Source organism: Escherichia sp. Marseille-Q3837 (assembly GCF_916618735.1).
GTDB classification, from domain to species: Bacteria; Pseudomonadota; Gammaproteobacteria; order Enterobacterales; family Enterobacteriaceae; genus Escherichia; species Escherichia ruysiae.
In genome coordinates, this window is sequence record NZ_CAKAKC010000001.1 from 2,562,633 (window position 1) to 2,588,543 (window position 25,911).

Sequence of the window (25,911 nt, forward strand, 5' to 3'; positions counted from 1 at the left end):
AACAAAATGGTTGTAACCGTTTCCATTGCTGTGACTCGATTCACGAAGTCCTGTATTCAGTGCTGACAAAATAGCCGCCAGCAAGCAGTAACCTACTGCAATCTCACAACAGGTAGTGAATATGATCACCATTCGTGATGTAGCGCGTCAGGCTGGCGTCTCTGTGGCAACGGTTTCCCGAGTGCTCAATAACAGCACGCTGGTAAGTGCAGAAACGCGTGAAGCGGTAATGAAAGCCGTAAGCGAACTGGATTACCGACCAAACGCCAATGCCCAGGCGCTGGCAACTCAGGTGAGCGATACCGTTGGCGTGGTGGTGATGGACGTTTCTGATGCGTTTTTTGGCGCACTGGTGAAAGCCGTCGATCTCGTCGCCCAACAGCATCAGAAATATGTGTTGATTGGCAACAGCTATCATGAAGCGGAAAAAGAGCGTCACGCCATCGAGGTGTTAATTCGCCAGCGTTGTAATGCGTTGATTGTTCATTCGAAAGCGTTAAGCGACGACGAACTGGCGCAGTTTATGGACAACATTCCCGGTATGGTGCTGATCAATCGCGTTGTACCGGGTTACGCCCATCGTTGCGTTTGCCTGGATAATCTCAGCGGTGCCCGAATGGCGACGCGTATGTTGCTGAATAACGGTCATCAACGCATCGGTTATCTTTCTTCCAGCCACGGCATTGAAGATGATGCAATGCGCAAAGCCGGCTGGATGAGTGCGCTGAAAGAGCAGGATATTGTTCCGCCGGAAAGCTGGATTGGCACCGGCACGCCGGACATGCCCGGCGGTGAGACGGCAATGGTCGAGCTGCTGGGACGCAATCTGCAACTTACTGCTGTGTTTGCTTATAACGACAATATGGCCGCTGGCGCACTGACGGCATTAAAAGATAATGGCATTGCGATTCCGTTACATCTCTCCATCATCGGTTTCGATGATATCCCCATCGCCCGTTACACCGACCCGCAATTAACGACCGTGCGTTATCCCATTGCTTCGATGGCAAAATTAGCTACTGAACTGGCCTTGCAGGGCGCAGCAGGCAACATTGATCCGCGAGCCAGCCACTGTTTTATGCCGACGTTAGTGCGTCGGCATTCTGTCGCAACACGCCAGAATGCGGCGGCGATCACTAACTCAACAAATCAGGCGATGTAACCGCTTTCAATCTGTGAGTGATTTCACAGTATATTAACAATGCGATAGCTATGATTGCACCGTTTTAACGTTGTAACCTATATGTAACAGTGAATAATCACTTTTATCGAGGTTATAGCGTCATAACAACAATTAAAGTCGTTTTCTGGAGCGTTACCGGGCATGGAAGAACGAATTTTAAAACGTGAGCTTCGGCGTTCAGTAACACTTCATTAACTATACTGCCCCGCCGAGCATTTATCTCAAGCACTACCCTGCATAAGAAAAACCGGAGATACCATGAATAAGAAGGTGTTAACCCTGTCTGCTGTGATGGCCAGCATGTTATTCGGTGCCGCTGCACACGCTGCAGATACCCGTATTGGTGTGACGATTTATAAATACGACGATAACTTTATGTCCGTGGTGCGTAAGGCTATCGAACAAGATGCGAAAGCCGCGCCAGACGTCCAGCTGCTGATGAATGATTCACAGAATGACCAGTCCAAGCAGAACGATCAGATTGACGTGCTGTTGGCGAAAGGGGTGAAGGCGCTGGCAATCAACCTGGTTGACCCGGCTGCTGCGGGTACGGTGATTGAGAAAGCGCGTGGGCAAAACGTGCCGGTGGTTTTCTTTAACAAAGAACCTTCCCGTAAGGCGCTGGATAGCTATGACAAAGCCTACTACGTAGGCACTGACTCGAAAGAGTCCGGCATTATTCAGGGCGATTTGATTGCTAAACACTGGGCGGCGAATCAGGGTTGGGATCTTAACAAAGACGGTCAGATTCAGTTCGTACTGCTGAAAGGTGAACCGGGCCATCCGGATGCAGAAGCGCGTACTACCTACGTGATAAAAGAACTGAACGATAAAGGTATCAAAACCGAGCAGTTACAATTAGATACCGCTATGTGGGACACCGCTCAGGCGAAAGATAAGATGGATGCGTGGCTGTCTGGCCCGAACGCCAACAAAATCGAAGTGGTTATTGCCAACAACGATGCGATGGCAATGGGCGCGGTAGAAGCACTGAAAGCGCACAACAAGTCCAGCATTCCGGTGTTTGGCGTCGATGCGCTGCCAGAAGCTCTGGCACTGGTGAAATCCGGTGCACTGGCGGGCACGGTGCTGAACGATGCTAACAACCAGGCGAAAGCGACCTTTGATCTGGCGAAAAACCTGGCCGATGGCAAAGGTGCGGCTGATGGCACCAACTGGAAAATCGACAATAAAGTTGTCCGCGTTCCTTATGTCGGCGTAGATAAAGACAACCTGGCTGAATTCAGCAAGAAATAAGACTGATTGGGCGCAGTCGTTTACTGCGCCCTTATTGTATGGCCAACAAGGTAAAATTATATGGTCAGCTCAACGACTCCGTCTTCCGGGGAATACTTGTTGGAAATGAGCGGTATCAACAAGTCTTTTCCCGGTGTTAAGGCACTTGATAACGTTAATTTAAAAGTCCGGCCACATTCTATCCATGCATTAATGGGAGAAAATGGCGCAGGAAAATCAACATTATTAAAATGCCTGTTTGGTATTTATCAAAAAGACTCCGGCACCATTTTATTCCAGGGTAAAGAGATCGATTTTCATTCTGCCAAAGAAGCACTGGAAAATGGGATTTCGATGGTACACCAGGAGTTAAACCTGGTATTACAACGTTCGGTGATGGACAACATGTGGCTGGGGCGATATCCCACCAAAGGCATGTTTGTCGATCAGGACAAAATGTACCGTGAAACCAAAGCGATTTTTGATGAACTGGATATTGATATCGATCCGCGTGCGCGGGTCGGCACATTATCCGTTTCGCAAATGCAGATGATCGAAATCGCCAAAGCGTTTTCCTATAACGCGAAAATTGTGATTATGGATGAACCGACTTCTTCGTTAACCGAAAAAGAGGTCAATCATCTGTTCACTATTATTCGTAAATTAAAAGAGCGCGGCTGCGGTATTGTTTATATCTCGCATAAAATGGAAGAAATCTTCCAGTTATGTGATGAAGTTACCGTATTGCGCGACGGTCAGTGGATCGCTACCGAACCGCTGGCAGGGCTGACGATGGACAAGATCATCGCCATGATGGTTGGGCGTTCTCTTAACCAACGTTTCCCTGACAAAGAAAACAAGCCGGGCGAAGTGATTCTGGAAGTGCGTAACCTGACGTCGCTGCGCCAGCCTTCCATCCGCGATGTCTCGTTTGATCTGCACAAAGGGGAGATCCTCGGTATTGCCGGTCTGGTGGGGGCGAAACGTACTGATATTGTTGAGACGTTATTTGGTATTCGCGAGAAATCGGCTGGCACCATTACGCTGCATGGCAAAAAGATCAATAACCATAACGCCAACGAAGCTATTAACCACGGATTTGCACTGGTCACTGAAGAGCGCCGCTCGACGGGAATTTATGCCTATCTGGATATTGGTTTTAACTCGTTAATTTCCAATATTCGCAACTACAAAAATAAAGTTGGTTTACTGGATAACTCGCGGATGAAAAGCGATACCCAGTGGGTGATTGATTCGATGCGGGTAAAAACGCCGGGGCATCGGACGCAAATTGGTTCACTTTCCGGCGGTAATCAGCAAAAGGTGATCATTGGTCGCTGGCTGCTAACGCAACCAGAAATATTAATGCTCGATGAACCGACGCGCGGTATTGATGTTGGGGCGAAGTTTGAAATTTATCAGTTAATTGCCGAACTGGCGAAGAAAGGCAAGGGGATTATTATTATCTCCTCCGAAATGCCAGAGTTGTTAGGGATAACAGACCGTATTCTGGTGATGAGCAATGGTCTCGTTTCTGGAATTGTCGATACAAAAACAACAACGCAAAACGAAATTCTGCGTCTTGCGTCTTTGCACCTTTAAGATTAGGGGCTTCCTATGAGTGCGTTAAATAAGAAAAGTTTTCTTACTTACCTGAAAGAGGGCGGTATTTACGTCGTTCTTTTAGTTTTGCTGGCGATTATAATTTTCCAGGATCCTACTTTTTTAAGTCTGTTGAACTTAAGTAATATTCTCACCCAGTCATCGGTACGTATTATTATCGCGCTCGGCGTGGCAGGGTTAATTGTCACTCAGGGGACTGATCTTTCTGCCGGGCGCCAGGTAGGGCTGGCAGCGGTGGTAGCCGCGACGTTATTGCAGTCGATGGAAAACGCCAACAAAGTATTTCCTGAAATGGCGACGATGCCGATTGCACTGGTTATTCTGATTGTCTGTGCCATTGGCGCAGTTATCGGTTTAATCAACGGCCTGATTATCGCTTATCTCAACGTAACGCCGTTCATTACCACGCTCGGCACGATGATTATCGTCTACGGCATCAACTCGCTCTATTATGACTTTGTGGGTGCGTCGCCAATTTCTGGTTTTGACAGCGGTTTCTCCACCTTTGCTCAGGGCTTTGTCGCGCTGGGGAGTTTCCGTCTCTCTTACATTACCTTCTACGCGCTGATTGCCGTGGCGTTCGTTTGGGTACTGTGGAACAAAACCCGCTTCGGTAAGAACATTTTTGCTATCGGTGGTAACCCGGAAGCGGCGAAAGTTTCTGGTGTCAACGTCGGCCTGAACCTGCTGATGATTTATGCGCTGTCTGGCGTGTTCTATGCCTTCGGCGGGATGTTAGAAGCCGGACGTATCGGCTCTGCGACTAACAACCTCGGCTTTATGTATGAGCTGGACGCCATCGCGGCGTGCGTGGTGGGCGGCGTATCGTTCAGCGGCGGTGTGGGGACGGTCATTGGCGTGGTGACCGGGGTAATTATCTTTACGGTCATCAACTATGGCCTGACGTACATCGGCGTAAATCCGTACTGGCAGTACATCATCAAAGGGGCGATTATTATCTTCGCCGTGGCGCTGGATTCACTGAAATACGCGCGTAAGAAGTGATATGAATGTAGGGATTGCCGGATGCAACGCTGGCGCGTTTTATCCGGCCTACAATGGGATCAATATACTGATTTGTATGGTTTTTGTAGGCCGGATAAGGCGTTCACGCCGCATCCGGCGACAGGAGCCAAATGCCGGATGCGATGTTGGTTCTACAACGTTACCGGGTGTTCTTTCTCTCCTTTTTTAAACTTCACTTCCCCGAGATCAATGCATCCCACCGGACAGACGTGACCGCAAAGCAAACAACCGACGCATTTTTCGGTATTGCAGTGCGGCGTGCGCGATTTCTCATCCCATTCCATCGCCTGATGCCCACCGTCGTAGCAGGAAATATAACAGCGCCCACAGCCGACACATTTATCAAGATTAATATGGGGATAGACGATATAACTGCGGTCTAAATCTTCCGCCGGGACAATATTATGATTCGCCAGGCCAACCATCTCCTGCAACGAATCAAATCCCTGATCGGCAAGATAATGTGACAACCCGCTCGCCATATCTTCCACAATGCGATAACCGTACTGCATGATGCCAGTGGTCACCTGTAACGTTGCCGCACCGAGTAATAAAAACTCCGCTGCATCTTCCCAGGTCTCAATACCACCGATACCGCTAATCGGGAAATCACGCAGTTCCGGATGGGTGCGCATTTGCTGAATAAAGCGCAGGGCGATTGGTTTCACCGCTTTACCGGAATAACCTGAAATACTCGATTTACCGTTAACGATCGGCATACCAATTTTCTGATTAAGATCGATATTGGTGATGGATTTGACGGTGTTAATCGCCGCAATGCCATCTGCGCCACCACGCTTCGCCGCCAGCGCCACTTCGCACATATCACCGATATTCGGCGTCATCTTCGCCAGCATCGGCAAAGTGGAACCGCGTTTCACCGCACGACAATATTTTTCTACCAGTTCCGGACTTTGCCCGACATCGCTCCCCATCGCATGAGAGGTCATCTGCGGGCAGGAGAAATTACATTCGATCATATCGGCGCCTGCTTTTTGCACCAGACGCGCCAGATCCTCCCATTGTTGCTCATTTTCCCCCATGATCGAGGCGATCAGCACCTTGTCAGGGTAATCTTCTTTCAACCGACGCAAAGCGGCCAGATTCTCCTCCAGGGGATGTTCGGCAATCTGCTCCATATTTTTGAAGCCAATAAAACCGGTATCTTCTTTCACCAGATGATCAAAACGTGGCGAAACTTCGTTGGCGATAAAAAAGCCGATCGTTTTGAACACCACGCCGCCCCAGCCGGTGTCGTACGCTTTGGCGCACATCTCGTAGCAGTTGCCGACCGGCGAAGAAGAGAGGCAGAACGGGTTGGGAAACTTCACGCCGCAAAAGGTAATAGAAAGATCTTTCGTTAACATGAGCAAGCTCCCTCTAAATAGTGATGAATCGCCTCGGCGGCTTCTTTCCCGGTCTTCACGGCATAAACCACGGTTTTGTCGCCCTCAACAATATCGCCAGCGGCAAACAGTTGTGGGTCGCGAGTCTGGTAATTTTTCGTTTCGATGATGTTGCGCTTCGGCTCCAGCGCCGCAAAAGCGGTAAGTTCGGCATGTTGACCGACGGCGAGAATAATTTTGTCCGCTGCCATTGTCAGTTCGCCCGGCAAACGAACATGTTTAAAGGTAACTTTATTGCCCTCTACCGCCACTGGCGTAAAGCCATCAATAATCGATACCCCCAATTTCTGGGCGCTGGTGAATTCTTTCTTGCTTGCCGGAAATTCATCTAACTCTTCGCGCGCCACACAGGTCACCGCCTGGCAGCCGAGAACTTTCAGCGTGCTGGCAACGTCCATCGCGACATCGCCGCCGCCAATAATTAATGCGCTTTGCGGGATGCGGATATCGCCTTGTGCCTGACGCGCGCGTTGCAGGAAATCGACGGCGATCTCAACGTCGCTATGCTCAAACAGCGGTAGCCGAGAACCGCTCGATAACCCCACGGTGACCAGCACTGCACGGTTTTCTGCTTTCAGTTGTTCCAGCGAAAGCGTTTTGCCAATTTCACAGTTGCACTTAATGGTCACCCCCATTTTTTCGATGCGAGCGATTTCCGCATCCAGCACCGACTGCGGCAAACGAAATTGCGGAATACCGTTACACAACCAGCCACCGGGTTGCGCTCCTTTTTCATAAATTGTGACGTCGTAACCCAGATTGGTCAGCGTCACGCTGGCTTGTAATCCGGCTGGGCCTGCACCAATAATCGCGACTTTACCGCGCGTCTTGCTGCCCGGTTGATAAATCTCCATTCCGGTTTGTTGTTCAAAATCAGTAACAAAACGTTGTAAGCGACCAATATCAATGGGGTCATCGACACCCGCACGGGTACAACCGCTCTGGCATAATTTTTCCGTAGGGCACACTCTGGCGCAAACGGCACCAAGGGCATTATTTTCGCGAATTGTCTCGGCAGCGCCTTTAAAATTACGAAAATAGATTGAGCGAATAAATTTCCCCGGATCGGTTTGCGCCGGGCAAGCCTGACTGCAGGGCGCGTCGTGACATAATAAACAGCGGGAGGCTTCTTTAATCGCCAGTAAAGGCGTAAAAGCCGGAGTGAGTTCATCCAGATAATTTTGTTGCGGCATGTGATCTTCCTTAATGCTATGGGTAATTAAGGCGAACGCCTGTTTTACCCGCAATACTTCAAGTGGCATGTGCTGCGACATAGCACCTTTCTGCAACTCAAATTATTTTGGGTAAATATAACGTACTAATATTAAGGCTAAGCGTGCGGGGGAATTTAAACTGTGAAAAGATTCACAAATAGCTGCGGTTCAGAATGTTATATCCGCAGCCTGGTGGGTGAACTAATAATTATTCTCAATAATTAGCAAGAGGAAGAAATAATATTATCGGTAAAAAATAAGATAAATAATCATGCCGATGGATAAAAGTCCGAAGCCGCTATATGCCACTATATAAGCGAAGAAGAGTCCGGGATTTTTGTCACGCCAGACATACACTGGTTCCAGGGAATTTTTAACCCGTTTATCAATTGCGCCAGCACGCCAGCCTTTCCAGGCTTCGCGAAAACAAAATACAGGGATCAGGAAAAAAACGGCAATGACAAAAAACTGCTGAACATCCATAACTACTTTCCTTGTTTCTTTTCTAATTCAAGTAATTGTTCGGGGGTAACGGCCGGATACCCCTGCGCATCTTCCGGCACCTGGTGCATTGCCGGAATAGGAACCAGAGGACCTAAAAAGCGTGGCTCACGTTTAAAGATATAAAGATCAGCCAGAGCGCCGAAACGAGCGGCAAATTCACGAATACGTACCGACCACATATCTTTGGGTGATGGTACGGCATAACACTGCGCCTGAATACCCATGTGCAGAGCGATAAATAATGCCCGTTCACAGTGGAAACGCTGAGTGATAATAATGAAGTCATTAGTATCGAAGACTTTGCGCGTGCGTATGATAGAGTCGAGAGTTCGAAAACCTGCGTAGTCGAGAACAATATCAGCTGGATCGACACCAGCGGCAATTAAATCTTTGCGCATGGTCATCGGTTCGTTATAACTCTGCAACGCGTTATCGCCGCTAAGTAATAGATAATTCACCTTACCGCTGTTATAGGCATTTATTGCCCCCTGAATACGGTAGCGGTAATACTGATTAATCACCCCGGTGCGATAATACTTCGCGGTGCCAAGTACCACGCCGACCTGGCGGTAGGGGAGATCCTGTAACTCGTCGTAGATATAAGGCGCAGTTTTCCAGCTCATCCAGCGATCGAGGCCGAGCACAGTCAACAGCAGCAAGCCGATCAGGACTAACAGGCTGTAAAACACGCGCTTTAACATGCAGAAAACTCGATCTTGGGGAATTTCAATCAGGCTACTTTACCTGCGGGCTTTGCGCAAGAAACGGCAAACTGTTTGCCGGGATTTTCGACACCAGGATAAGTTGGCAAGCCTGATGCGACGCTTATCAGTGCGCCAGACCTGTAGGCCGGATAAGGCGTTCACGCCGCATCCGGCACCAGGCTTAAGCGAGAAGAACGCGGTCGATATTGTTGCAGCCGAGAGCTTTCAGCGTTGCGGAGGTTGCATCCCACTGAATCAACGGCGCATCGGCTTTTTCTGCCAGAATCGCGCGCTGAATATCCGGGTAGTCATACCCCTTGAGATTCAACAGAATTAACGCTCCTTGCAATGGCGGCAGAGTCGGGTTAAACGCCGCGTTTTCAGCGTAGCTACCGCTGAAAATACGACCGTCTTTACATTCCAGCGCCACGCCGCTTGGGGAGTTGCTGTAAGGCATGTGTGAACGGTTTGCCGCTGCGATCGCCGCCTGAGAAAGCGCATCGCCGGTCAGTGCAAAGCCGTGATCCTGCTCGTCCATCAGCAGCGTTTTAATCTCCAGATCTTTCGGCCCAAAAGCATCCGGCAGATAGTCTCGCAGCGCGTGCGCTTCGCGACCCGGTAGATGAATACGCAGATCCAGACCGCTATTCAGTTCATTCATAAACTGACGGCAGTGACCGCAAGGCGTGTAGTTAACGGTGATAGCGGCGAGTGCTTTCTCACCGCTTAACCAGGCGTGGCTGATAGCACTTTGTTCGGCATGAACGGTTTGCTGCATTGTCGCGCCAATAAATTCCATATTGGCACCAAAATACCAGGTTCCACTCACGCCGCGCGCAATAGCGCCAACATTAAAATTCGACAATGGCGTGCGGGCACAGGCCGCCGCCAGCGGCAGCAGTGCGAAAGCCAGCGCGTCTTCGTCCAGCCCCGTTGCGCTCTTTAGCGAAGAGACCTGCTCTTTGGTCAACAACGCAGGAAAATACTTGTCTGCCAGAATGGGTTCCAGTGCAGATTGCAAGTTATCCGCAAGTTGGGCAAAAGCAGTTTGAAAACGTGGATGCATGGCGTTGCCTCATAATCATGTAATGGGGTAACAGTTTACGAACCCGCTATGGCTTTATATGTGATCTGAATCTCATTAATTATGCAACACGTGAAACTTACATCAAAAATGCGCGACGCATCGCAAAATTTTAGCCCATTACAGCCAGAATAATCGGGAAAAGGAACGGTGCGATCAGCGAGGTAATAATCCCGCACAGCACCAGTGCCAGCGAACTAAATGCGCCTTCCTGATAATCCAGCTCGGCACAGCGCGCCGTACCGAGGGCGTGAGAGGCCGTTCCCATCGCCAGACCGCGCGCCGCTTTGGTGCGAATACGCATCGCATTAAGCAACGTATGACCAAACACCGCGCCCAGAATACCGACGAAAATGACGCAAACTGCGCTAATTGCAGGGATACCGCCAATACTGCCGCCGACAGCCATCGCAATTGGCGTAGTCACCGACTTCGGCAAGATTGACGCGGCGATTTCTGGTGAAGCACCCATCAACAATGCCACGGAAGTCCCTGTCACCATCGCGACCACGCTACCGATAAAACAGATGGTGATGATTGACTTCCAGCGCGCGCGGATCTGATGCAGCTGTTCATATAAAGGATAGGCCAGCGCCACCACCGCCGGTTGCAGCAGATCGTTTAAAACCTCACTACCTTTAAAATAGTTGTCGTAAGAGATGCCGGTCAGCATTAAAAAAGGAATGATCACCACCATTGCCACCAGCAACGGATTGAGCAATGGAAATTTATACCGCGCTGCCAGTTTGCGGGCGGCAAAAAAGACAATCAATGTCAGCGGTAATGACCACCAGATATTCGCCATCATTTCTCTGATCCTTTCTGACCTATGACTTTACGTTCACCGTGTACCAGGTGCGAACTCCAGCTCACCACCAGAAAAACCACCAGCGTACTAATGGCACAGGAAACCACTACCGGGCCAAACTGTGCGCGTAGCAAATCAAAATATTGCATGACGCCTACGCCAATCGGCACAAACAATAGCGCCATATAGCGAATCAGTACGTAGCACCCCGGATTGACCCACTTCGCCGGAAGAATTTGCAAGGCCAGCAGGACAAACAGGATCAGCATCCCGATGATGCTGCCCGGAATGGTTACCGGTAGCAGGGAAGCAATGAAAATACCTGCATACAGGCAGGCATAAATCAGGACAAAAGCGCGTAAATATTGCCAGATAATGTTCAGTGTCTTACTCATGATCAACACCCCAGATGAGATGGATTCATCATACAATTAATCTGTAAAACGTGCTACCGATCACATCATGAAATCTGAGCATAGTTGAATTACAGGAGACGAATATCGGGCAAGCGCCCAATTCAGTGGTCTAATTCTGGTTCAAAAAGTGCAGGAACCGACTTAGCGCACGGGAGGGCGTTTCGTTATTACGCCAGAACACGCCGACGCTGCCTTTCTGTTCTATCTTCGGCAGGTTCAGGATCACCAGTTGTCCCTGACTGGCATAGCGTTGCGCCAGACGTAAAGAGAGTATAGAAATCATGTCGCTGCTTTGGAGCAGATTGGTGCTGACGTTCATTGACGCCGATTCAATGGTGTTTTCTGGCAGCATCACGCCATGTTCTACCAGCGCATTATCAATACTGAGACGAATAGGTGTCCCGGTTGGCCAGACTATCCAGCGCCAGTTAGCCAGATCATCCCAGCCAAGAGCGGCATATTTCGCCAGTGGATGGTTTGGGCGAGCGACAAAGCACACTGGCTCGGTGTAGAGCACCTGATAATTTAGCGGCAGTTGCAGTGCACGACCACCAATACGACCAACCACTACATCCACAGAACCTGCCAGCAGGTCTTGCAGTAATGGCGTCATCACCTTCTCTTCGATATTCAGGTGCAGCGTCGGCATCTCTTTTAGCAAATGCAAAATTGCCTGGGATACGCAGTCAGTGGCGACAGGAGAACAACCTATTTTCAGACTGCCGACCAGCCCGCCTTGTTTAAAGCGCGCCAGTTCATGTTGCGATCGCTCCATGTCATTGATTAATCGTTGGGCATGTTGCAATAACAATTTGCCACCTTCGGTCGGACGTAGCCCTTTGCTGTGCCGCTCAAAGAGTGTGAGGCCGATCTCATCTTCGAGTTGTGACAGCCATTTCGACAGCGCAGGCTGAGTGATATTCATCATCCGCGCCACATGGGTCAGATTACCCTGTTCGCCCAGCGCCACCAGCATTTGCAGGTGATGAAGTTTTAATTTCTGCGCCCAGTTTGCCATTTGCCATAACCTCCAGGTTATCTCTCTGCCGAAAATGCCATTGTACATTTCATCTCTTTAATCACAATATCGCAACATATACAAAACAATAGAAACATCTACCTTACCTGCACTGAGGCATTCACTATGACTCAACGACGTGATTTACAAGCACTGATCGATGCCGCTCCGGTCGGCAAGATGCAGTGGCGCGTTATCATCTGCTGTTTTCTGGTGGTAATGCTCGATGGTTTTGACACGGCGGCTATCGGCTTTATCGCTCCCGATATTCGTACTCACTGGCAACTCTCCGCAGGCGATCTCGCGCCGCTGTTTGGCGCGGGTCTGTTGGGATTAACCGCAGGCGCGCTGCTTTGCGGCCCGTTGTCGGATCGCTTTGGTCGTAAACGGGTCATTGAGTTGTGCGTCTTTTTATTTGGTGCGTTAAGTCTTGCCTCTGCTTTTTCACCAGATCTGCAAACACTGGTAATCCTGCGCTTTCTCACCGGGTTAGGGCTTGGCGGCGCAATGCCGAATACCATCACCATGACGTCGGAATATCTGCCAGCTCGTCGTCGAGGCGCGCTGGTAACGCTGATGTTTTGCGGTTTCACGCTGGGGTCAGCCTTTGGCGGGATTGTCAGCGCGCAACTGGTGCCGGTGATTGGCTGGCACGGCATTCTGGTGCTGGGAGGCGTATTACCGCTGATTTTATTTGTCGCGCTGGTGGTGGTTTTGCCGGAATCGCCACGCTGGCAGGTGCGTCGCCAGTTACCGCAGGCGGTAATTGCAAAAACCGTGAGTGCCATGACTCGCGAGCGTTATGTCGATACCCACTTTTATCTCAATGAACCAGCCGCTATTGCCAAAGGCAGCATTCGCCAGTTGTTTGCCGGGCGTCAGTTAACCATCACGTTGATGCTGTGGGTCGTTTTCTTCATGAGCCTGCTGATCATTTACCTGCTCTCAAGCTGGATGCCGACGTTGCTTAACCATCGTGGTATCGACCTGCAACATGCGTCCTGGGTCACCGCCGCATTCCAGATTGGCGGCACGTTGGGCGCGCTGGCGCTGGGCGTACTGATGGATAAATTCAATCCTTTCCGCGTGTTGGCGCTGAGCTATGCCATAGGCGTTGTATGCATCGTGATGATTGGCTTAAGTCAGGACGGATTATGGCTGATGGCACTGGCTGTCTTTGGCACTGGCATTGGTATCAGCGGATCGCAAGTGGGGCTGAACGCGCTGACCGCCACGCTCTACCCGACACAAAGTCGCGCCACGGGCGTGAGCTGGTCAAACGCCGTCGGCCGCTGCGGCGCGATTGTCGGTTCGCTTTCTGGCGGCGTGATGATGGCGATGAATTTCTCTTTCGACACTCTGTTTTTCATTATCGCTGTGCCTGCGGCGATCAGTGCGGTGATGTTAACGCTGCTGATTACCGTCGTTCGCCAGTCGACCTCTGTCCCTGACTCACTGCCTCGCGCAGGCGTTGTGAACGAATAAGGAGCATCTCAATGACTGATAACAATCAAAATAGCCGCGAGCAATTTTATCAACACATTTCCGGGCAAAACCTGACCCCGCTGTGGGAGTCGTTGCACCATCTGGTGCCGAAAACGCCCAACGCTAATTGCGCGCCAGCGTACTGGAATTATCAGGAGATCCGCCCGTTGTTGCTGGAAAGTGGCAGCCTGATTGGCGCGAAAGAGGCGGTGCGTCGCGTACTGGTGCTGGAAAACCCGGCGCTGCGCGGTCAGTCCTCTATTACCGCCACCTTGTATGCCGGTTTGCAACTGATCATGCCAGGCGAAGTGGCACCAAGCCATCGTCATAACCAGTCGGCGCTGCGTTTTATTGTTGAAGGTAAAGGCGCATTTACCGCCGTTGATGGCGAACGCACGCCAATGAATGAGGGCGATTTTATCCTGACCCCGCAGTGGCGCTGGCACGATCACGGTAATCCTGGCGACGAACCGGTTATCTGGCTGGATGGACTGGATCTGCCATTAGTGAACACTCTGGGCTGCGGTTTTGCCGAAGATTATCCGGAAGAGCAACAACCGGTAACGCGCAAAGAGGGGGATTATCTGCCGCGTTATGCCGCCAATATGTTGCCGCTGCGCCATCAGACGGGGAACTCCTCGCCGATCTTTAACTACCGTTATGACCGCAGCCGCGAAGTGCTGCACGATTTAACCCGCCTGGGCGATGCCGATGAGTGGGATGGCTACAAAATGCGCTACGTCAACCCGGTCACTGGCGGGTATCCGATGCCGTCGATGGGCGCTTTCCTGCAACTGTTGCCGAAAGGGTTCGCCTCCCGCGTGGCGCGCACAACTGACAGCACCATCTACCACGTGGTGGAAGGCGGCGGGCTGGTCACTATCGGCAATGAAACCTTCACCTTTAGTGCAAAAGATATCTTCGTGGTGCCGACCTGGCACGGCGTGTCATTCCAGACCACGCAAGATACCGTTTTATTTAGTTTTTCGGACAGACCGGTACAAGAAGCCCTGGGGCTGTTCCGCGAAGCGCGTTATTAATTTGGGAGAGAAAAAATGACTCAATATGTATTCGAACCGCAAGCGCCCGTTACCGTACCGGTTGTTGGCAGTGATGAACAATTCCCCGTGCGTCGCGTTTACTGCGTCGGACGTAACTATGCTGCCCACGCCCGCGAAATGGGCTTCGATCCGGATCGTGAACCGCCATTCTTCTTCTGCAAACCAGCGGATGCCGTTGTTCCGGTTGCCGCAGGCGAAACGCTGGCGCTGCCGTATCCGGCACAGACTGATAACTACCATTATGAAATTGAACTGGTGGTGGCGATTGGCAAAAAGGGCAGCGATATCCCGCTGGAAAACGCGCATGAATATGTCTGGGGTTATGCCACGGGGCTTGATATGACCCGTCGCGATCGTCAAATGGAAATGCGCCAGATGGGACGCCCGTGGGAAATCGGCAAAGCGTTTGATCTCTCTGCGCCGATCGCGCCGCTGCACAAAGCCAGCGAAACCGGCGGTATTGATAACGCGCCAATCTGGTTACAGGTTAACGGCGAAGATCATCAGCGCAGCGATATTCGTCATCTCATCTGGTCAGTGAATGAAACCATCAGCTACCTGTCCGGCTTCTTTGAACTGCAACCGGGCGATCTGATCTTCACCGGCACGCCGGAAGGTGTTGGCCCGGTGGTGAAAGGCGATGTGATCACGGGCAACGTCGAGGGTTTAACCCCTATCGCGGTGAAGATTGTCTGAGGTGCAAGATGAAGCTGTACAGTTTTTTTAATAGTTCAGCGTCGTACCGGGTGCGTATCGCGCTGGCGCTAAAGGGTATCGATTACCAGACCGAAGGGGTGAATATCCGCATTGGTCAGCAAAACGAACTGGCCTACCGGCGGATGAATCCGGTCGGGCTGGTGCCGACGCTGCTGACCGATGATGGCGAGTCACTCGGTCAATCGCTGGCGATAATTGACTGGCTGGATCGTCATTATCCACAAGTTCCGCTGTTGCCGCAGGAAGAACCGGCTCGCAATAAAGTCCTGGAAATTGTTTATGCCATCGCTTGCGACATTCATCCTCTGAATAATTTGCGTGTGCTGCGCTACCTGACCGAAGAACTGAACGTCAGTGAAGAAGAGAAAAAACGCTGGTATGCGCACTGGATCCAGCAAGGGTTAAGCGCAGTGGAACAACTGCTGCGCCAGAGCCAGTCGGGGCAATTTTGTGTGGGCGAGACGCCGACGCTGGCAGACTGCTGCCTTGTCCCACAGTGGGCAAATGCGTTACGCATGAACTGCGACCTGAGTGCATATCCGCGCTGTAAAGTGGTGTACGACGCCTGCACGCAGCTGCCAGCATTTATAGCTGCCGCGCCAGAAAATCAACAAGATAAAATTTCAGCCTGACCAGGAGAAGCATAATGACGAAAGTGACACGCGCAGTAATTGTGGGAGGCGGGATCGGCGGTGCGGCAACTGCGCTGTCACTGGCCCGCCTGGGGATCAAAGTCGTGCTGCTGGAAAAGGCACATGAAATCGGTGAGATTGGCGCAGGCATCCAGTTGGGGCCAAACGCGTTTTCGGCGCTGGACAGTCTTGGCGTCGGGGAAATTGCCCGTCAGCGCGCGGTGTTTACCGATCACATCACCATGATGGACGCAGTAAACGCCGAAGAGGTGGTGCGCATTGAAACCGGGCAGGCCTTTCGTGACCATTTTGGCGGCCCTTACGCGGTGATCCATCGCGTTGATATCCATGCCTCGGTGTGGGAAGCGGTACTGACGCATCCGGACGTCGAATATCACACCTCCACACAGGTGGTGGATATTCGTGAGACGGAAGACGATGTCACCGTTTTTGACGATCGCGGCAATAGCTGGAGCGGCGATATTCTGATTGGTTGTGATGGCGTGAAGTCAGTGGTGCGTCAGAGCTTATTAGGCGATGTGCCGCGCGTTACCGGGCATGTGGTCTACCGTGCGGTTATCGATTGTGCCGATATGCCGGAAGATTTGCGTATTAACGCGCCGGTACTGTGGGCGGGGCCGCACTGTCACCTGGTGCATTACCCTTTGCGCGGCGGCAAGCAGTATAACCTGGTGGTGACATTCCACAGTCGCCAGCAGGAAGAGTGGGGCGTGAAGGATGGCAGCAAAGAGGAAGTGCTCTCCTATTTTGAAGGCATTCATCCACGCCCGCGTCAGATGCTGGATAAACCGACCTCATGGCGACGCTGGTCAACTGCCGACCGCGAACCGGTGGCGAAGTGGGGAACGAAGCGCATAACGCTGGTGGGCGATGCGGCGCATCCGGTGGCGCAATATATGGCGCAGGGTGCCTGTATGGCACTGGAAGACGCGGTGACGCTCGGTAAGGCGCTGGCAGAATGTGACGGCGATGCGGCACAAGCCTTTGCGCTGTATGAGTCGGTACGTATTCCACGCACCGCGCGCATCGTCTGGTCAACCCGTGAAATGGGGCGGGTATACCACGCTGCGGGGGTCGAACGCCAGGTACGTAACCTGCTGTGGAAAGGGAAATCGCAGGCAGAGTTTTATCGTGGTATGGAGTGGCTGTACGGCTGGAAAGAAGATAACTGTCTGCAACCACGCTGAGCACTTTAATCCGCTGACCGGAGGCGCTACCATAGCGCCTCATTTTTTTGCGGGTGATGATATGCGTGTACTACTGGCGCCGATGGAGGGTGTGCTTGACTCTCTGGTGCGTGAATTGCTGACCGAAGTTAACGACTACGATCTGTGCATCACCGAATTTGTCCGCGTGGTCGATCAACTGCTGCCGGTAAAAGTCTTTCATCGCATTTGCCCTGAACTACAAAATGCCAGTCGAACGCTATCCGGTACGCTGGTGCGCGTACAACTGCTGGGGCAGTTCCCGCAATGGCTGGCGGAAAATGCCGCTCGTGCGGTGGAGTTAGGCTCCTGGGGCGTGGATCTCAATTGCGGTTGCCCATCGAAAACGGTTAACGGTAGCGGCGGCGGGGCGACGTTACTCAAAGATCCCGAGCTCATCTACCAGGGGGCAAAAGCGATGCGCGAAGCTGTACCGGCGCATTTGCCCGTCAGCGTGAAAGTGCGGCTTGGCTGGGACAGCGGCGATAAGAAGTTTGAAATTGCCGATGCTGTTCAACAGGCTGGCGCCACGGAACTGGTGGTGCATGGGCGGACAAAAGAGCAGGGCTACCGTGCGGAGCATATTGACTGGCAGGCGATTGGCGAAATTCGCCAGCGGCTGAATATTCCGGTGATTGCCAACGGTGAAATCTGGGACTGGCAGAGTGCGCAACAATGTATGGCGATGAGCGGCTGCGACGCGGTAATGATTGGTCGCGGGGCGCTGAATATTCCCAACCTGAGCCGGGTGGTAAAATATAACGAACCGCGAATGCCGTGGCCGGAGGTGGTTGCTTTGCTGCAAAAATATACCCGTCTGGAAAAGCAGGGCGATACCGGGCTATATCATGTCGCGCGAATTAAACAGTGGTTGAGTTATTTGCGTAAAGAATACGATGAAGCAACGGAATTATTTCAGCATGTTCGGGTGTTGAATAATTCCCCTGATATTGCAAGGGCTATTCAGGCAATTGATATAGATAAGCTGCGATAATAGTGGAATCGCAGCATATTAGAGACAATAAATCGCTTATTCAGCTTCATCATTTTGTTGCGCTCCTTTCATGAGCTAAGCCATATATCACAACTGGCGCAAGGAGCGCGCAGGGGGCGGCCAATCGCCGCCGCCCCCTGCACCCCCGGGCTCTGGCGAACAAAATCGCCGCTGCGCGGTGCCCTCGGCTTATCCCTTACGGCTACCGGGTCGGGCGCGAGGTAACATCCCTGTAAGACGCGCCCTCAGCCCACATCCATGTGGGCTGCCCCGGCCTCCAGGGAACGCCTCGGCGATTTTGACGCCACCAACACCGGAGCTGTTTGTAAATCAAGTACACAAAACATCTAATGACTAACCTGACTACCTATATGTCATATCTGGTTTATCTGATATTTTAAAATATCATCTTAAATACGCCAGTCACCACCAGTAGCCCAATCAGGAAAATAATCAATACAGCCCAGAGTATAATTTTCATTGGCGTTCCTTTATTTGTGAGTGCTGAGTAAGTATAGGAAAAAATAAAACCCTTTGCCGTTATTCATAACCGATTAAGATAAATCGGAGAATATCATTTACTTACTGTATGTTTTTCTGGATATGTCGTTTTATTGCCAGTGATGTATTGCCACGCGAAACTAAAAAATATATCGCAACACACGGTAATCTCCGCGCACCTTTTCTTACCTGATTATTCCCCCATGAATCGTGATTCCTTTTATCCAGCCATCGCCTGTTTTCCGCTGTTACTGATGCTGGCCGGGTGTGCGCCTGTGCACGAAACCCGCCAGGCGTTAAGCCAGCAAACGCCCGCTGCACAAGTTGACACCGCATTACCCATGGCGCTGAAGAATGGTTGGCCAGACAGTCAGTGGTGGCTGGAATATCACGATAATCAACTCACTTCATTAATTAACAATGCACTACAGAACGCACCGGATATGCAGGTGGCTGAACAGCGCATTCAACTGGCTGAAGCTCAGGCGAAAGCTGTAGCCACTCAGGATGGTCCGCAGATCGACTTTTCTGCGGATATGGAGCGGCAAAAAATGTCGGCAGAAGGGTTAATGGGGCCGTTTGCTCTGAACGATCCTGCGGCAGGTACGACCGGTCCGTGGTACACCAACGGTACTTTGGGCTTAACGGCGGGCTGGCATCTTGATATCTGGGGAAAGAATCGGGCGGAGGTTACTGCTCGCCTGGGTACGGTTAAAGCACGGGTGGCGGAACGCGAGCAAACTCGCCAATTGCTGGCTGGCAGCGTGGCACGTCTGTACTGGGAGTGGCAAACCCAGGCGGCGTTAAATACTGTCTTGCAGCAAATCGAAAAAGAGCAGAACACCATTATCGCGACCGATCGCCAGTTGTATCAAAACGGAATTACCTCTTCGGTTGAAGGTGTGGAAACCGATATTAATGCCAGTAAAACCCGGCAGCAGCGCAACGATGCGGCGGGAAAAATGAAAATTATTGAGGCGCGGTTAAGTGCGCTGACTAACAGCCAGACGAGCGCCTTAAAGCTGCATCCGGTCGTGCTGCCTGAAGTGGCAAGCCAGCTTCCTGATGAACTGGGTTATTCCTTGCTGGCACGCCGTGCCGATTTGCAGGCGGCGCACTGGTACGTTGAATCATCCTTAAGCAGCATCGACGCGGCAAAAGCGGCCTTTTACCCCGACATAAACCTGATGGCCTTCCTGCAACAAGATGCATTGCACTTAAGCGATCTGTTCCGCCATTCCGCGCAGCAAATGGGCGTTACGGCAGGTTTGACGCTACCTATTTTCGATAGCGGCCGTCTTAACGCCAATCTCGATATTGCGAAAGCCGAAAGCAACTTGTCTATCGCCAGCTACAACAAAGCGGTGGTTGAAGCGGTAAATGACGTGGCGCGGGCAGCCAGTCAGGTTCAGACACTGGCGGAGAAAAACCAGCATCAGGCGCAAATTGAGCGCGATGCCCTGCGAGTCGTTGGTCTGGCGCAGGCGCGTTTTAACGCGGGCATCATTGCTGGTTCCCGCGTCAGCGAGGCAAGAATCCCGGCGCTGCGTGAGCGGGCGAACGGTCTGCTCTTGCAGGGGCAGTGGCTGGATGCCTCCGTTCAACTCACCGGCGCGCTGGGTGGGGGCTACAAACGCTGATGATATGCGCCTTCTATACTTAACGTTTATTCAGCGTTAAGTGGAGAACTCTATGGCACAGGTCGCGATAATTACCGCCTCCGATTCGGGGATCGGTAAAGAGTGCGCGTTATTACTGGCGCAACAGGGTTTTGATATAGGCGTTACCTGGCACTCAGATGAAGAAGGGGCAAAAGAAACCGCGCGTGAAGTGGTTAGCTACGGCGTCCGTGCGGAGATGGTGCAACTGGATCTCGGCAATCTACCAGAAGGTGCGCAGGCGCTGGAGAAACTCATTCAACGACTGGGGCGTATTGATGTGCTGGTGAATAACGCGGGAGCGATGACCAAAGCGCCGTTTCTTGATATGGCTTTTGATGAGTGGCGCAAGATTTTTACCGTTGATGTCGATGGTGCTTTTTTATGCTCGCAAATTGCCGCCCGCCAGATGGTGAAACAGGGGCAAGGTGGTCGCATCATCAACATTACATCGGTACATGAACATACGCCGCTGCCGGATGCCAGCGCCTACACCGCCGCTAAACATGCACTCGGCGGGTTAACCAAAGCGATGGCGCTCGAACTGGTCAGGCATAAGATTCTGGTGAATGCGGTCGCGCCAGGTGCCATCGCCACGCCGATGAACGGCATGGATGACGGCGACGTGAAGCCCGATGCAGAGCCATCAATTCCCCTGCGGCGTTTCGGCACAACGCATGAGATTGCCAGTCTGGTGGCCTGGCTATGTTCCGAAGGCGCAAATTACACCACCGGGCAGTCGTTGATTGTCGATGGCGGTTTTATGCTGGCGAATCCGCAGTTTAAACCGGAGTAGCGCAATGGGATATGTGGATATTTCAATGGGTATGTTGTAGGCATGATAAGACGCGCCAGCGTCGCATCAGGCATGGTGCACCCGGTGTCGGATGCGGCGTGAACGCCTTATCCGACCTACAGGCCGGTCACGTTGGTAGGCATGATAAGACGCGCCAGCGTCGCATCAGGCATGGTGCACCCGGTGTCGGATGCGCGTGAACGCCTTATCCGACCTACAGGCCGGTCACGTTTGGTAGGCATGATAAGACGCGCCAGCGTCGCATCAGGCATGGTGCACCCGGTGTCGGATGCGGCGCGAACGACTTATCTGGGGCAACTGCTTTATGCCTGATTATTCGGCTTTTTCTTCCCGCGCCGTTTCAGCCACCAGCGCACGCCAACCACCAGAACCACGACCAGAATCAACCAGACCCAGTGTTTCAGATGCTGATCAAGACTGTGCAACCACGGCGCTATCACCTGACCACCGGCGTAACCGATAGTGGTAAAAATCAACGCCCAGGCAAATGCGCCGAGAATATTCAGCGGCAGAAAGATTTTCGGTGGCAACTGGCTGGCACCAATCAGCGTCGGGCCAATGACCCGAAAGCCATACATAAAACGCGTGCCAATAACAAACAGATACGGATGGCGCTGGATCAGTTTCTGTGCCCGCTCAATTTTATCCTGATGCTTTGAGATACGACGCAACAGCTTGCCGCCAAACCGCCGTCCGCACAGATAAAGCACCTGGTCGCCAATCATGCCGCCAAGCGCCACAGAAAGAACCACCAGCGGGAATTTTAATAATCCCTGATGTGCCGCAACGCCTCCCAGCAAAGTCACGGTTTCACCCTCTGCCAGACTGCCGAGCACCAGCGCGGCATAACCATATTGTGAGATGAGTGTATTGAGATCCATAGGCCAGTCTGTCTCCCTTTGGTTGCCTGTAAGCATACACCCTGTGAATTGTTTGCGCAGAAAAAGGCGTTTCATCACGCGACGCAAATTTCACAACAGGGCAAAAAATAACCACAAGCTGACTTATACTTGAACTGTCAGGTTCAGCAACTCACAAAAAGGGGGCGGTATGAGCCATGTCTGGGGACTGTTTTCCCATCCCGATCGTGAAATGCAGGTGATTAATCGTGAAAACGAAACGATTTCTCATCACTACACCCACCACGTTTTGCTGATGGCGGCGATTCCGGTGATCTGTGCCTTCATTGGCACCACGCAAATTGGCTGGAATTTTGGCGATGGCACTATCCTGAAGTTATCCTGGTTTACCGGACTGGCGCTGGCTGTCCTGTTTTATGGCGTTATGCTGGCAGGGGTCGCGGTGATGGGGCGAGTCATCTGGTGGATGGCGCGCAAATATCCGCAACGTCCATCGCTTGCGCACTGTATGGTCTTTGCCGGATATGTCGCAACGCCGCTGTTTTTAAGCGGCCTGGTGGCGCTTTATCCGCTGGTTTGGCTGTGCGCGCTGGTCGGCACGGTGGCGCTGTTTTACACCGGCTATCTGCTTTATCTCGGTATTCCGAGCTTCCTGAATATCAACAAAGAGGAAGGTCTTAGTTTCTCCAGTTCGACGCTGGCGATTGGCGTACTGGTGCTGGAAGTGCTGCTCGCTATTACCGTTATTCTGTGGGGGTACGGTTATCGGCTGTTCTAGAAAGTTCTTTTGCGTTGCATTGCTGGCGTAAATGTCAGCAATGCAGCATTTCCTCACGATTCTCCTTTGACGATCGCACTTTTTGCTCGTTATGATGGCGTCGCTAGCCTCAGTAAATCCTTACTCCGGCGGTGCGCAACCCGTGCGCGTGAACCACTATCTGAATGCTCATCATGCCGAAATTTCGAGTTTCTTTATTTAGCCTGGCTCTAATGCTGGCTGTGCCTTTTGCACCGCAGGCCGTTGCGAAAACGACCGCCGCTACCACAGCTTCGCAGCCGGAAATCGCTTCCGGTAGTGCGATGATTGTTGATCTGAATACCAACAAAGTGATCTATTCGAACCACCCGGATCTGGTGCGTCCGATTGCGTCAATCACCAAATTAATGACCGCAATGGTGGTGCTTGACGCACGACTGCCGCTGGATGAAAAACTGAAAGTGGATATCAGCCAGACGCCAGAGATGAAAGGGGTCTATTCGCGCGTGCGACTGAACAGCGAAATCAGCCGTAAAGATATGCTGTTGTTGGCGCTGATGTCTTCGGAAAACCGCGCGGCGGCAAGCCTGGCGCACCATTATCCTGGTGGTTATAACGCTTTTATTAAAGCGATGAATGCGAAAGCGAAGTCGCTCGGAATGAACAACACGCGCTTTGTTGAACCGACCGGGTTGTCGGTGCATAACGTTTCGACGGCCCGTGACCTGACCAAATTGTTGATTGCCAGCAAACAATATCCGTTGATCGGTCAGTTGAGTACCACCCGTGAAGATATGGCGACCTTCTCTAATCCGACGTACACCCTGCCGTTCCGCAATACTAACCATCTGGTTTATCGCGATAACTGGAATATTCAGTTAACCAAAACCGGTTTTACCAATGCCGCAGGGCATTGCCTGGTGATGCGCACGGTTATCAATAATAAACCGGTGGCGCTGGTGGTGATGGATGCATTTGGCAAATATACCCATTTTGCCGATGCTAGCCGCCTGCGTACCTGGATTGAAACCGGTAAAGTGATGCCTGTTCCGGCTGCGGCGTTGAGCTATAAAAAAACAAAAAGCCGCTCAGATGGCGGCGGCGGGGCAGACGGCACAGAACGATTAAGTTTGCTTGCCTGTAGGCCGGATCAGGCGTTTACGCCGCATCCGGCATTCGGGCACGATGCCTGATGCGATGCTGGCGCATCTTATCAGGCCTACATCTGCATCAGGCATCCGGCTATATTTACTCTGCTTCCTGCCAGTTTTTCCGCTTGCTGGTTTTACCGATCCCAGGGTTCATACTGTTGGTTGGATCGTTCTCGCGATAAAACTTCTGCAACGTCTCCGGTGCTTTATACAAATGACCGACGTTATGCTCGGCAGGATATTGCGCGCCGCGCTGGCGTAACAGCTCCAGCATCTGTTCCTTCAACGCATGTACATCCACACCTTTTTTGACGATGTAATCCTGGTGGAAGACATAGCACATAAAATGGCCGTAATAGAGCTTGTGTACCAACTGGCTGTCGATCTCCGGTGGCAAATGCTCATACCACTCGGTATCGTTACGCCGCAGAGCAATATCCAGCGCCAGAATGTCTTCGACTTCATCGGAATGCACGGCCTGATAACGAATTGCCGCCCCCGCAGCGGCGAAACGGTGTAAAAATGCTTTGCTGCCTTCCTCCGGCGTACAGACAAAGAAATCACCTTCAGCCTGTTTGAAATAATCCACCAGCCACGATTTCGCTTCGCCAATGCCATCGCCCGCCATTTTTAACAGCAGATGATGTTCATATTTATCGCGCCAGTTGTTCATGCGCGGGGGTAAATGGCTGGGGAACAGATGACCGAATTTTTGCATCGCACGGTCGGTAAAATGCGGACGGAAGAATTTCACTTTCTCCAGCATCGCATCGGTACGCCCTTTGATGTTAAAGAAGAGAGGCATCTTGTCGGTGCCAAGTTTATCGATCATCAGGAAGGTGTCTTTGCCATATTTTTCCGCGATATCGTAGATATCCCGATGCATATATTCCCCTGCAACCGGCAGATTTTCGAAATTAGCCAGAATATGGCGGCGGATTTCAGTCAGCACTTCCGGCTGATTGGTGCCTATATAAAACACCTGCTGATTTTTTTCTGCTTCGAAGGTATCAAGACGTACCGCGAATACTGCCAGTTTTCCGGCGCAACCGGAGGATTCAAACAGGCGATCCGGGTCGGCGTTATAACGTGCGGGTGTGTCGGCTTCAATATCCCTAACGCGGTGAACATAATCATAATCGTGGGCGTGACGACCATCGTGGCGAACATCATCTTCTTTGATACGATCGTCATCCAGCTTGCTGAGGATCTGCTCTGGTGTTTCGCCCAGATCAATCCCCAGATGGTTCACCAGCGTCAGTTTGCCGTCTTCATTTATGCGCGCGAATAACGACATTTCGGTATATGCCGGGCCACGCTGCACCAGCGAGCCGCCGGAGTTATTACAGATACCGCCGATGACCGATGCACCTATACACGACGAACCAATCACCGAGTGCGGTTCGCGACCCAGCGGTTTGAGAGCTTTTTCCAGCGAATAGAGCGTGGTGCCCGGATAGGCCAGCACTTGTTCGCCCTTGCCGAGAACGTGCAGTTTGTCGAGACGCAGGGTGCTGATGATAACGATATCGCGATCATAGTCGTTACCGTTTGGCGTCGAGCCTTCGGTCAGACCAGTATTAGCGGCCTGCATCAGAATAATTTTGTCGGCGGTGACGCAGGCTTTCAGCACCCGCCACAATTCCAGTAGTGAGCCAGGGAAAACGACAGCCAGCGCGTCGCCCTGACCAGAACGGAAGCCCTTGCGATAGCGGGCCGTTTTTGCGGGATCGGTGAGCAGGTGTGAATGACCGACCAGACGGGCAAGTTCATTCAAAAAGGCTTTATTATCAGTTGTTGTCATGGAAGACATTTTCCACTCCTTGTGGT

24 protein-coding genes and 1 pseudogene are annotated in these 25,911 nt (G+C 51.8%); 14 read left to right on the plus strand and 11 right to left on the minus strand.

Going from position 1 to position 25,911, the window contains the following annotated elements; translation table 11 throughout:
• Positions 1–121: 121 nt before the first annotated feature.
• The 4 genes from galS (at position 122) to mglC (ending at position 5,047) form a co-directional block, all read left to right on the plus strand.
• Complete coding sequence (gene galS, locus LG381_RS11965; RefSeq protein WP_000628680.1) at positions 122–1,162, plus strand: HTH-type transcriptional regulator GalS; 1,041 nt, start codon at positions 122–124, stop codon at positions 1,160–1,162.
• 279 nt (positions 1,163–1,441) lie between these two features.
• On the plus strand, positions 1,442–2,440 hold the full coding sequence (gene mglB, locus LG381_RS11970; protein ID WP_001036964.1) for a galactose/glucose ABC transporter substrate-binding protein MglB: 999 nt from the start codon (positions 1,442–1,444) through the stop codon (positions 2,438–2,440).
• A 60-nt stretch (positions 2,441–2,500) separates the two neighbouring features.
• Positions 2,501–4,021, plus strand: coding sequence for a galactose/methyl galactoside ABC transporter ATP-binding protein MglA (gene mglA, locus LG381_RS11975; RefSeq protein ID WP_000255032.1), 1,521 nt, complete (start codon positions 2,501–2,503; stop codon positions 4,019–4,021).
• A gap of 15 nt (positions 4,022–4,036) precedes the next feature.
• Entirely contained in the window at positions 4,037–5,047 is a 1,011-nt protein-coding gene (mglC, locus tag LG381_RS11980; protein WP_001275122.1) for a galactose/methyl galactoside ABC transporter permease MglC, read from the plus strand.
• 152 nt (positions 5,048–5,199) lie between these two features.
• Here mglC and preA read toward each other — a convergent pair whose 3' ends face one another.
• The 8 genes from preA to LG381_RS12020 form a co-directional block, all read right to left on the minus strand.
• Positions 5,200–6,435, minus strand: coding sequence for an NAD-dependent dihydropyrimidine dehydrogenase subunit PreA (gene preA / locus LG381_RS11985; RefSeq protein WP_000956051.1), 1,236 nt, complete (start codon positions 6,433–6,435; stop codon positions 5,200–5,202).
• Positions 6,429–7,667, minus strand: coding sequence for an NAD(P)-dependent oxidoreductase (locus LG381_RS11990; protein ID WP_137325609.1), 1,239 nt, complete (start codon positions 7,665–7,667; stop codon positions 6,429–6,431). The genes preA and LG381_RS11990 overlap by 7 nt, the downstream gene beginning before the upstream one ends.
• A 264-nt stretch (positions 7,668–7,931) precedes the next feature.
• Positions 7,932–8,171, minus strand: a complete 240-nt coding sequence (locus tag LG381_RS11995) for a DUF2542 family protein (protein ID WP_000383083.1) — start codon at positions 8,169–8,171, stop codon at positions 7,932–7,934.
• 2 nt (positions 8,172–8,173) lie between these two features.
• Complete coding sequence (gene sanA, locus LG381_RS12000) at positions 8,174–8,893, minus strand: outer membrane permeability protein SanA (protein ID WP_225762452.1); 720 nt, start codon at positions 8,891–8,893, stop codon at positions 8,174–8,176.
• A gap of 184 nt (positions 8,894–9,077) precedes the next feature.
• On the minus strand, positions 9,078–9,962 hold the full coding sequence (gene cdd, locus LG381_RS12005; RefSeq protein WP_000553574.1) for a cytidine deaminase: 885 nt from the start codon (positions 9,960–9,962) through the stop codon (positions 9,078–9,080).
• A 130-nt stretch (positions 9,963–10,092) separates the two neighbouring features.
• Positions 10,093–10,788: a CidB/LrgB family autolysis modulator gene (locus LG381_RS12010; RefSeq protein WP_000968197.1), complete on the minus strand. Its 696-nt coding sequence runs from the start codon at positions 10,786–10,788 to the stop codon at positions 10,093–10,095.
• Positions 10,785–11,183: a CidA/LrgA family protein gene (locus LG381_RS12015; RefSeq protein ID WP_001516704.1), complete on the minus strand. Its 399-nt coding sequence runs from the start codon at positions 11,181–11,183 to the stop codon at positions 10,785–10,787. Before LG381_RS12015 ends, LG381_RS12010 begins: the two co-directional genes overlap by 4 nt.
• Before the next feature lie 130 nt (positions 11,184–11,313).
• A complete protein-coding gene (locus tag LG381_RS12020; RefSeq protein WP_000024642.1) occupies positions 11,314–12,222 on the minus strand; it encodes a LysR substrate-binding domain-containing protein in 909 nt (302 codons plus the stop codon).
• Between the two features lie 126 nt (positions 12,223–12,348).
• Between LG381_RS12020 and LG381_RS12025 the strand changes: the two genes are divergently transcribed.
• The 6 genes from LG381_RS12025 to dusC all read left to right on the plus strand — a co-directional run bounded on the left by LG381_RS12025 (position 12,349) and on the right by dusC (position 18,337).
• The gene (locus LG381_RS12025) at positions 12,349–13,707 is read left to right on the plus strand and encodes an aromatic acid/H+ symport family MFS transporter (RefSeq protein WP_000194207.1); all 1,359 of its coding nucleotides are present in this window, start codon (positions 12,349–12,351) and stop codon (positions 13,705–13,707) included.
• A gap of 11 nt (positions 13,708–13,718) precedes the next feature.
• Positions 13,719–14,747, plus strand: coding sequence for a gentisate 1,2-dioxygenase (gene gtdA / locus LG381_RS12030; protein WP_000131690.1), 1,029 nt, complete (start codon positions 13,719–13,721; stop codon positions 14,745–14,747).
• Positions 14,748–14,762: 15 nt separating this feature from the next.
• The gene (locus LG381_RS12035) at positions 14,763–15,464 is read left to right on the plus strand and encodes a fumarylacetoacetate hydrolase family protein (protein ID WP_000196041.1); all 702 of its coding nucleotides are present in this window, start codon (positions 14,763–14,765) and stop codon (positions 15,462–15,464) included.
• 8 nt (positions 15,465–15,472) lie between these two features.
• Entirely contained in the window at positions 15,473–16,117 is a 645-nt protein-coding gene (gene maiA, locus LG381_RS12040) for a maleylacetoacetate isomerase (protein ID WP_000781173.1), read from the plus strand.
• Positions 16,118–16,131: 14 nt separating this feature from the next.
• Entirely contained in the window at positions 16,132–17,325 is a 1,194-nt protein-coding gene (locus LG381_RS12045) for a 3-hydroxybenzoate 6-monooxygenase (RefSeq protein ID WP_000170146.1), read from the plus strand.
• A 61-nt stretch (positions 17,326–17,386) separates the two neighbouring features.
• A complete protein-coding gene (gene dusC / locus LG381_RS12050) occupies positions 17,387–18,337 on the plus strand; it encodes a tRNA dihydrouridine(16) synthase DusC (RefSeq protein ID WP_225762453.1) in 951 nt (316 codons plus the stop codon).
• A gap of 397 nt (positions 18,338–18,734) precedes the next feature.
• On the opposite strand, the gene yohP is transcribed toward dusC, so the two are convergent.
• Positions 18,735–18,818, minus strand: coding sequence for a small membrane protein YohP (gene yohP / locus LG381_RS12055; protein WP_000691708.1), 84 nt, complete (start codon positions 18,816–18,818; stop codon positions 18,735–18,737).
• Between the two features lie 223 nt (positions 18,819–19,041).
• On the opposite strand from yohP, the gene mdtQ reads away from it, so the two are divergent.
• Entirely contained in the window at positions 19,042–20,478 is a 1,437-nt protein-coding gene (gene mdtQ, locus LG381_RS12060; RefSeq protein ID WP_225762454.1) for a multidrug resistance outer membrane protein MdtQ, read from the plus strand.
• A gap of 52 nt (positions 20,479–20,530) precedes the next feature.
• Complete coding sequence (locus tag LG381_RS12065; RefSeq protein WP_225762455.1) at positions 20,531–21,292, plus strand: SDR family oxidoreductase; 762 nt, start codon at positions 20,531–20,533, stop codon at positions 21,290–21,292.
• A 323-nt stretch (positions 21,293–21,615) separates the two neighbouring features.
• Here the strand turns inward: LG381_RS12065 and LG381_RS12070 are convergent, their stop codons facing one another.
• On the minus strand, positions 21,616–22,194 hold the full coding sequence (locus LG381_RS12070) for a DedA family protein (protein WP_032225676.1): 579 nt from the start codon (positions 22,192–22,194) through the stop codon (positions 21,616–21,618).
• Positions 22,195–22,363: 169 nt separating this feature from the next.
• On the opposite strand from LG381_RS12070, the gene LG381_RS12075 reads away from it, so the two are divergent.
• A complete protein-coding gene (locus tag LG381_RS12075) occupies positions 22,364–22,951 on the plus strand; it encodes a Yip1 family protein (protein ID WP_000020073.1) in 588 nt (195 codons plus the stop codon).
• A 173-nt stretch (positions 22,952–23,124) separates the two neighbouring features.
• Positions 23,125–24,058 (plus strand): annotated as a pseudogene (gene pbpG / locus LG381_RS12080) (D-alanyl-D-alanine endopeptidase).
• 120 nt (positions 24,059–24,178) lie between these two features.
• Here pbpG and dld read toward each other — a convergent pair.
• Positions 24,179–25,894, minus strand: coding sequence for a D-lactate dehydrogenase (gene dld, locus LG381_RS12085; protein WP_000097383.1), 1,716 nt, complete (start codon positions 25,892–25,894; stop codon positions 24,179–24,181).
• Positions 25,895–25,911 lie beyond the last annotated feature (17 nt).

Coding starts and splice junctions, on each gene's coding strand:
- galS (WP_000628680.1), top strand. CDS start 122: ATGATCACCATTCGTGATGTAGCGCGTCAGGCTGGCGTCTCTGTGGCA.
- mglB (WP_001036964.1), top strand. CDS start 1,442: ATGAATAAGAAGGTGTTAACCCTGTCTGCTGTGATGGCCAGCATGTTA.
- mglA (WP_000255032.1), top strand. CDS start 2,501: ATGGTCAGCTCAACGACTCCGTCTTCCGGGGAATACTTGTTGGAAATG.
- mglC (WP_001275122.1), top strand. CDS start 4,037: ATGAGTGCGTTAAATAAGAAAAGTTTTCTTACTTACCTGAAAGAGGGC.
- preA (WP_000956051.1), bottom strand. CDS start 6,435: ATGTTAACGAAAGATCTTTCTATTACCTTTTGCGGCGTGAAGTTTCCC.
- LG381_RS11990 (WP_137325609.1), bottom strand. CDS start 7,667: ATGCCGCAACAAAATTATCTGGATGAACTCACTCCGGCTTTTACGCCT.
- LG381_RS11995 (WP_000383083.1), bottom strand. CDS start 8,171: ATGGATGTTCAGCAGTTTTTTGTCATTGCCGTTTTTTTCCTGATCCCT.
- sanA (WP_225762452.1), bottom strand. CDS start 8,893: ATGTTAAAGCGCGTGTTTTACAGCCTGTTAGTCCTGATCGGCTTGCTG.
- cdd (WP_000553574.1), bottom strand. CDS start 9,962: ATGCATCCACGTTTTCAAACTGCTTTTGCCCAACTTGCGGATAACTTG.
- LG381_RS12010 (WP_000968197.1), bottom strand. CDS start 10,788: ATGATGGCGAATATCTGGTGGTCATTACCGCTGACATTGATTGTCTTT.
- LG381_RS12015 (WP_001516704.1), bottom strand. CDS start 11,183: ATGAGTAAGACACTGAACATTATCTGGCAATATTTACGCGCTTTTGTC.
- LG381_RS12020 (WP_000024642.1), bottom strand. CDS start 12,222: ATGGCAAACTGGGCGCAGAAATTAAAACTTCATCACCTGCAAATGCTG.
- LG381_RS12025 (WP_000194207.1), top strand. CDS start 12,349: ATGACTCAACGACGTGATTTACAAGCACTGATCGATGCCGCTCCGGTC.
- gtdA (WP_000131690.1), top strand. CDS start 13,719: ATGACTGATAACAATCAAAATAGCCGCGAGCAATTTTATCAACACATT.
- LG381_RS12035 (WP_000196041.1), top strand. CDS start 14,763: ATGACTCAATATGTATTCGAACCGCAAGCGCCCGTTACCGTACCGGTT.
- maiA (WP_000781173.1), top strand. CDS start 15,473: ATGAAGCTGTACAGTTTTTTTAATAGTTCAGCGTCGTACCGGGTGCGT.
- LG381_RS12045 (WP_000170146.1), top strand. CDS start 16,132: ATGACGAAAGTGACACGCGCAGTAATTGTGGGAGGCGGGATCGGCGGT.
- dusC (WP_225762453.1), top strand. CDS start 17,387: ATGCGTGTACTACTGGCGCCGATGGAGGGTGTGCTTGACTCTCTGGTG.
- yohP (WP_000691708.1), bottom strand. CDS start 18,818: ATGAAAATTATACTCTGGGCTGTATTGATTATTTTCCTGATTGGGCTA.
- mdtQ (WP_225762454.1), top strand. CDS start 19,042: ATGAATCGTGATTCCTTTTATCCAGCCATCGCCTGTTTTCCGCTGTTA.
- LG381_RS12065 (WP_225762455.1), top strand. CDS start 20,531: ATGGCACAGGTCGCGATAATTACCGCCTCCGATTCGGGGATCGGTAAA.
- LG381_RS12070 (WP_032225676.1), bottom strand. CDS start 22,194: ATGGATCTCAATACACTCATCTCACAATATGGTTATGCCGCGCTGGTG.
- LG381_RS12075 (WP_000020073.1), top strand. CDS start 22,364: ATGAGCCATGTCTGGGGACTGTTTTCCCATCCCGATCGTGAAATGCAG.
- dld (WP_000097383.1), bottom strand. CDS start 25,894: ATGTCTTCCATGACAACAACTGATAATAAAGCCTTTTTGAATGAACTT.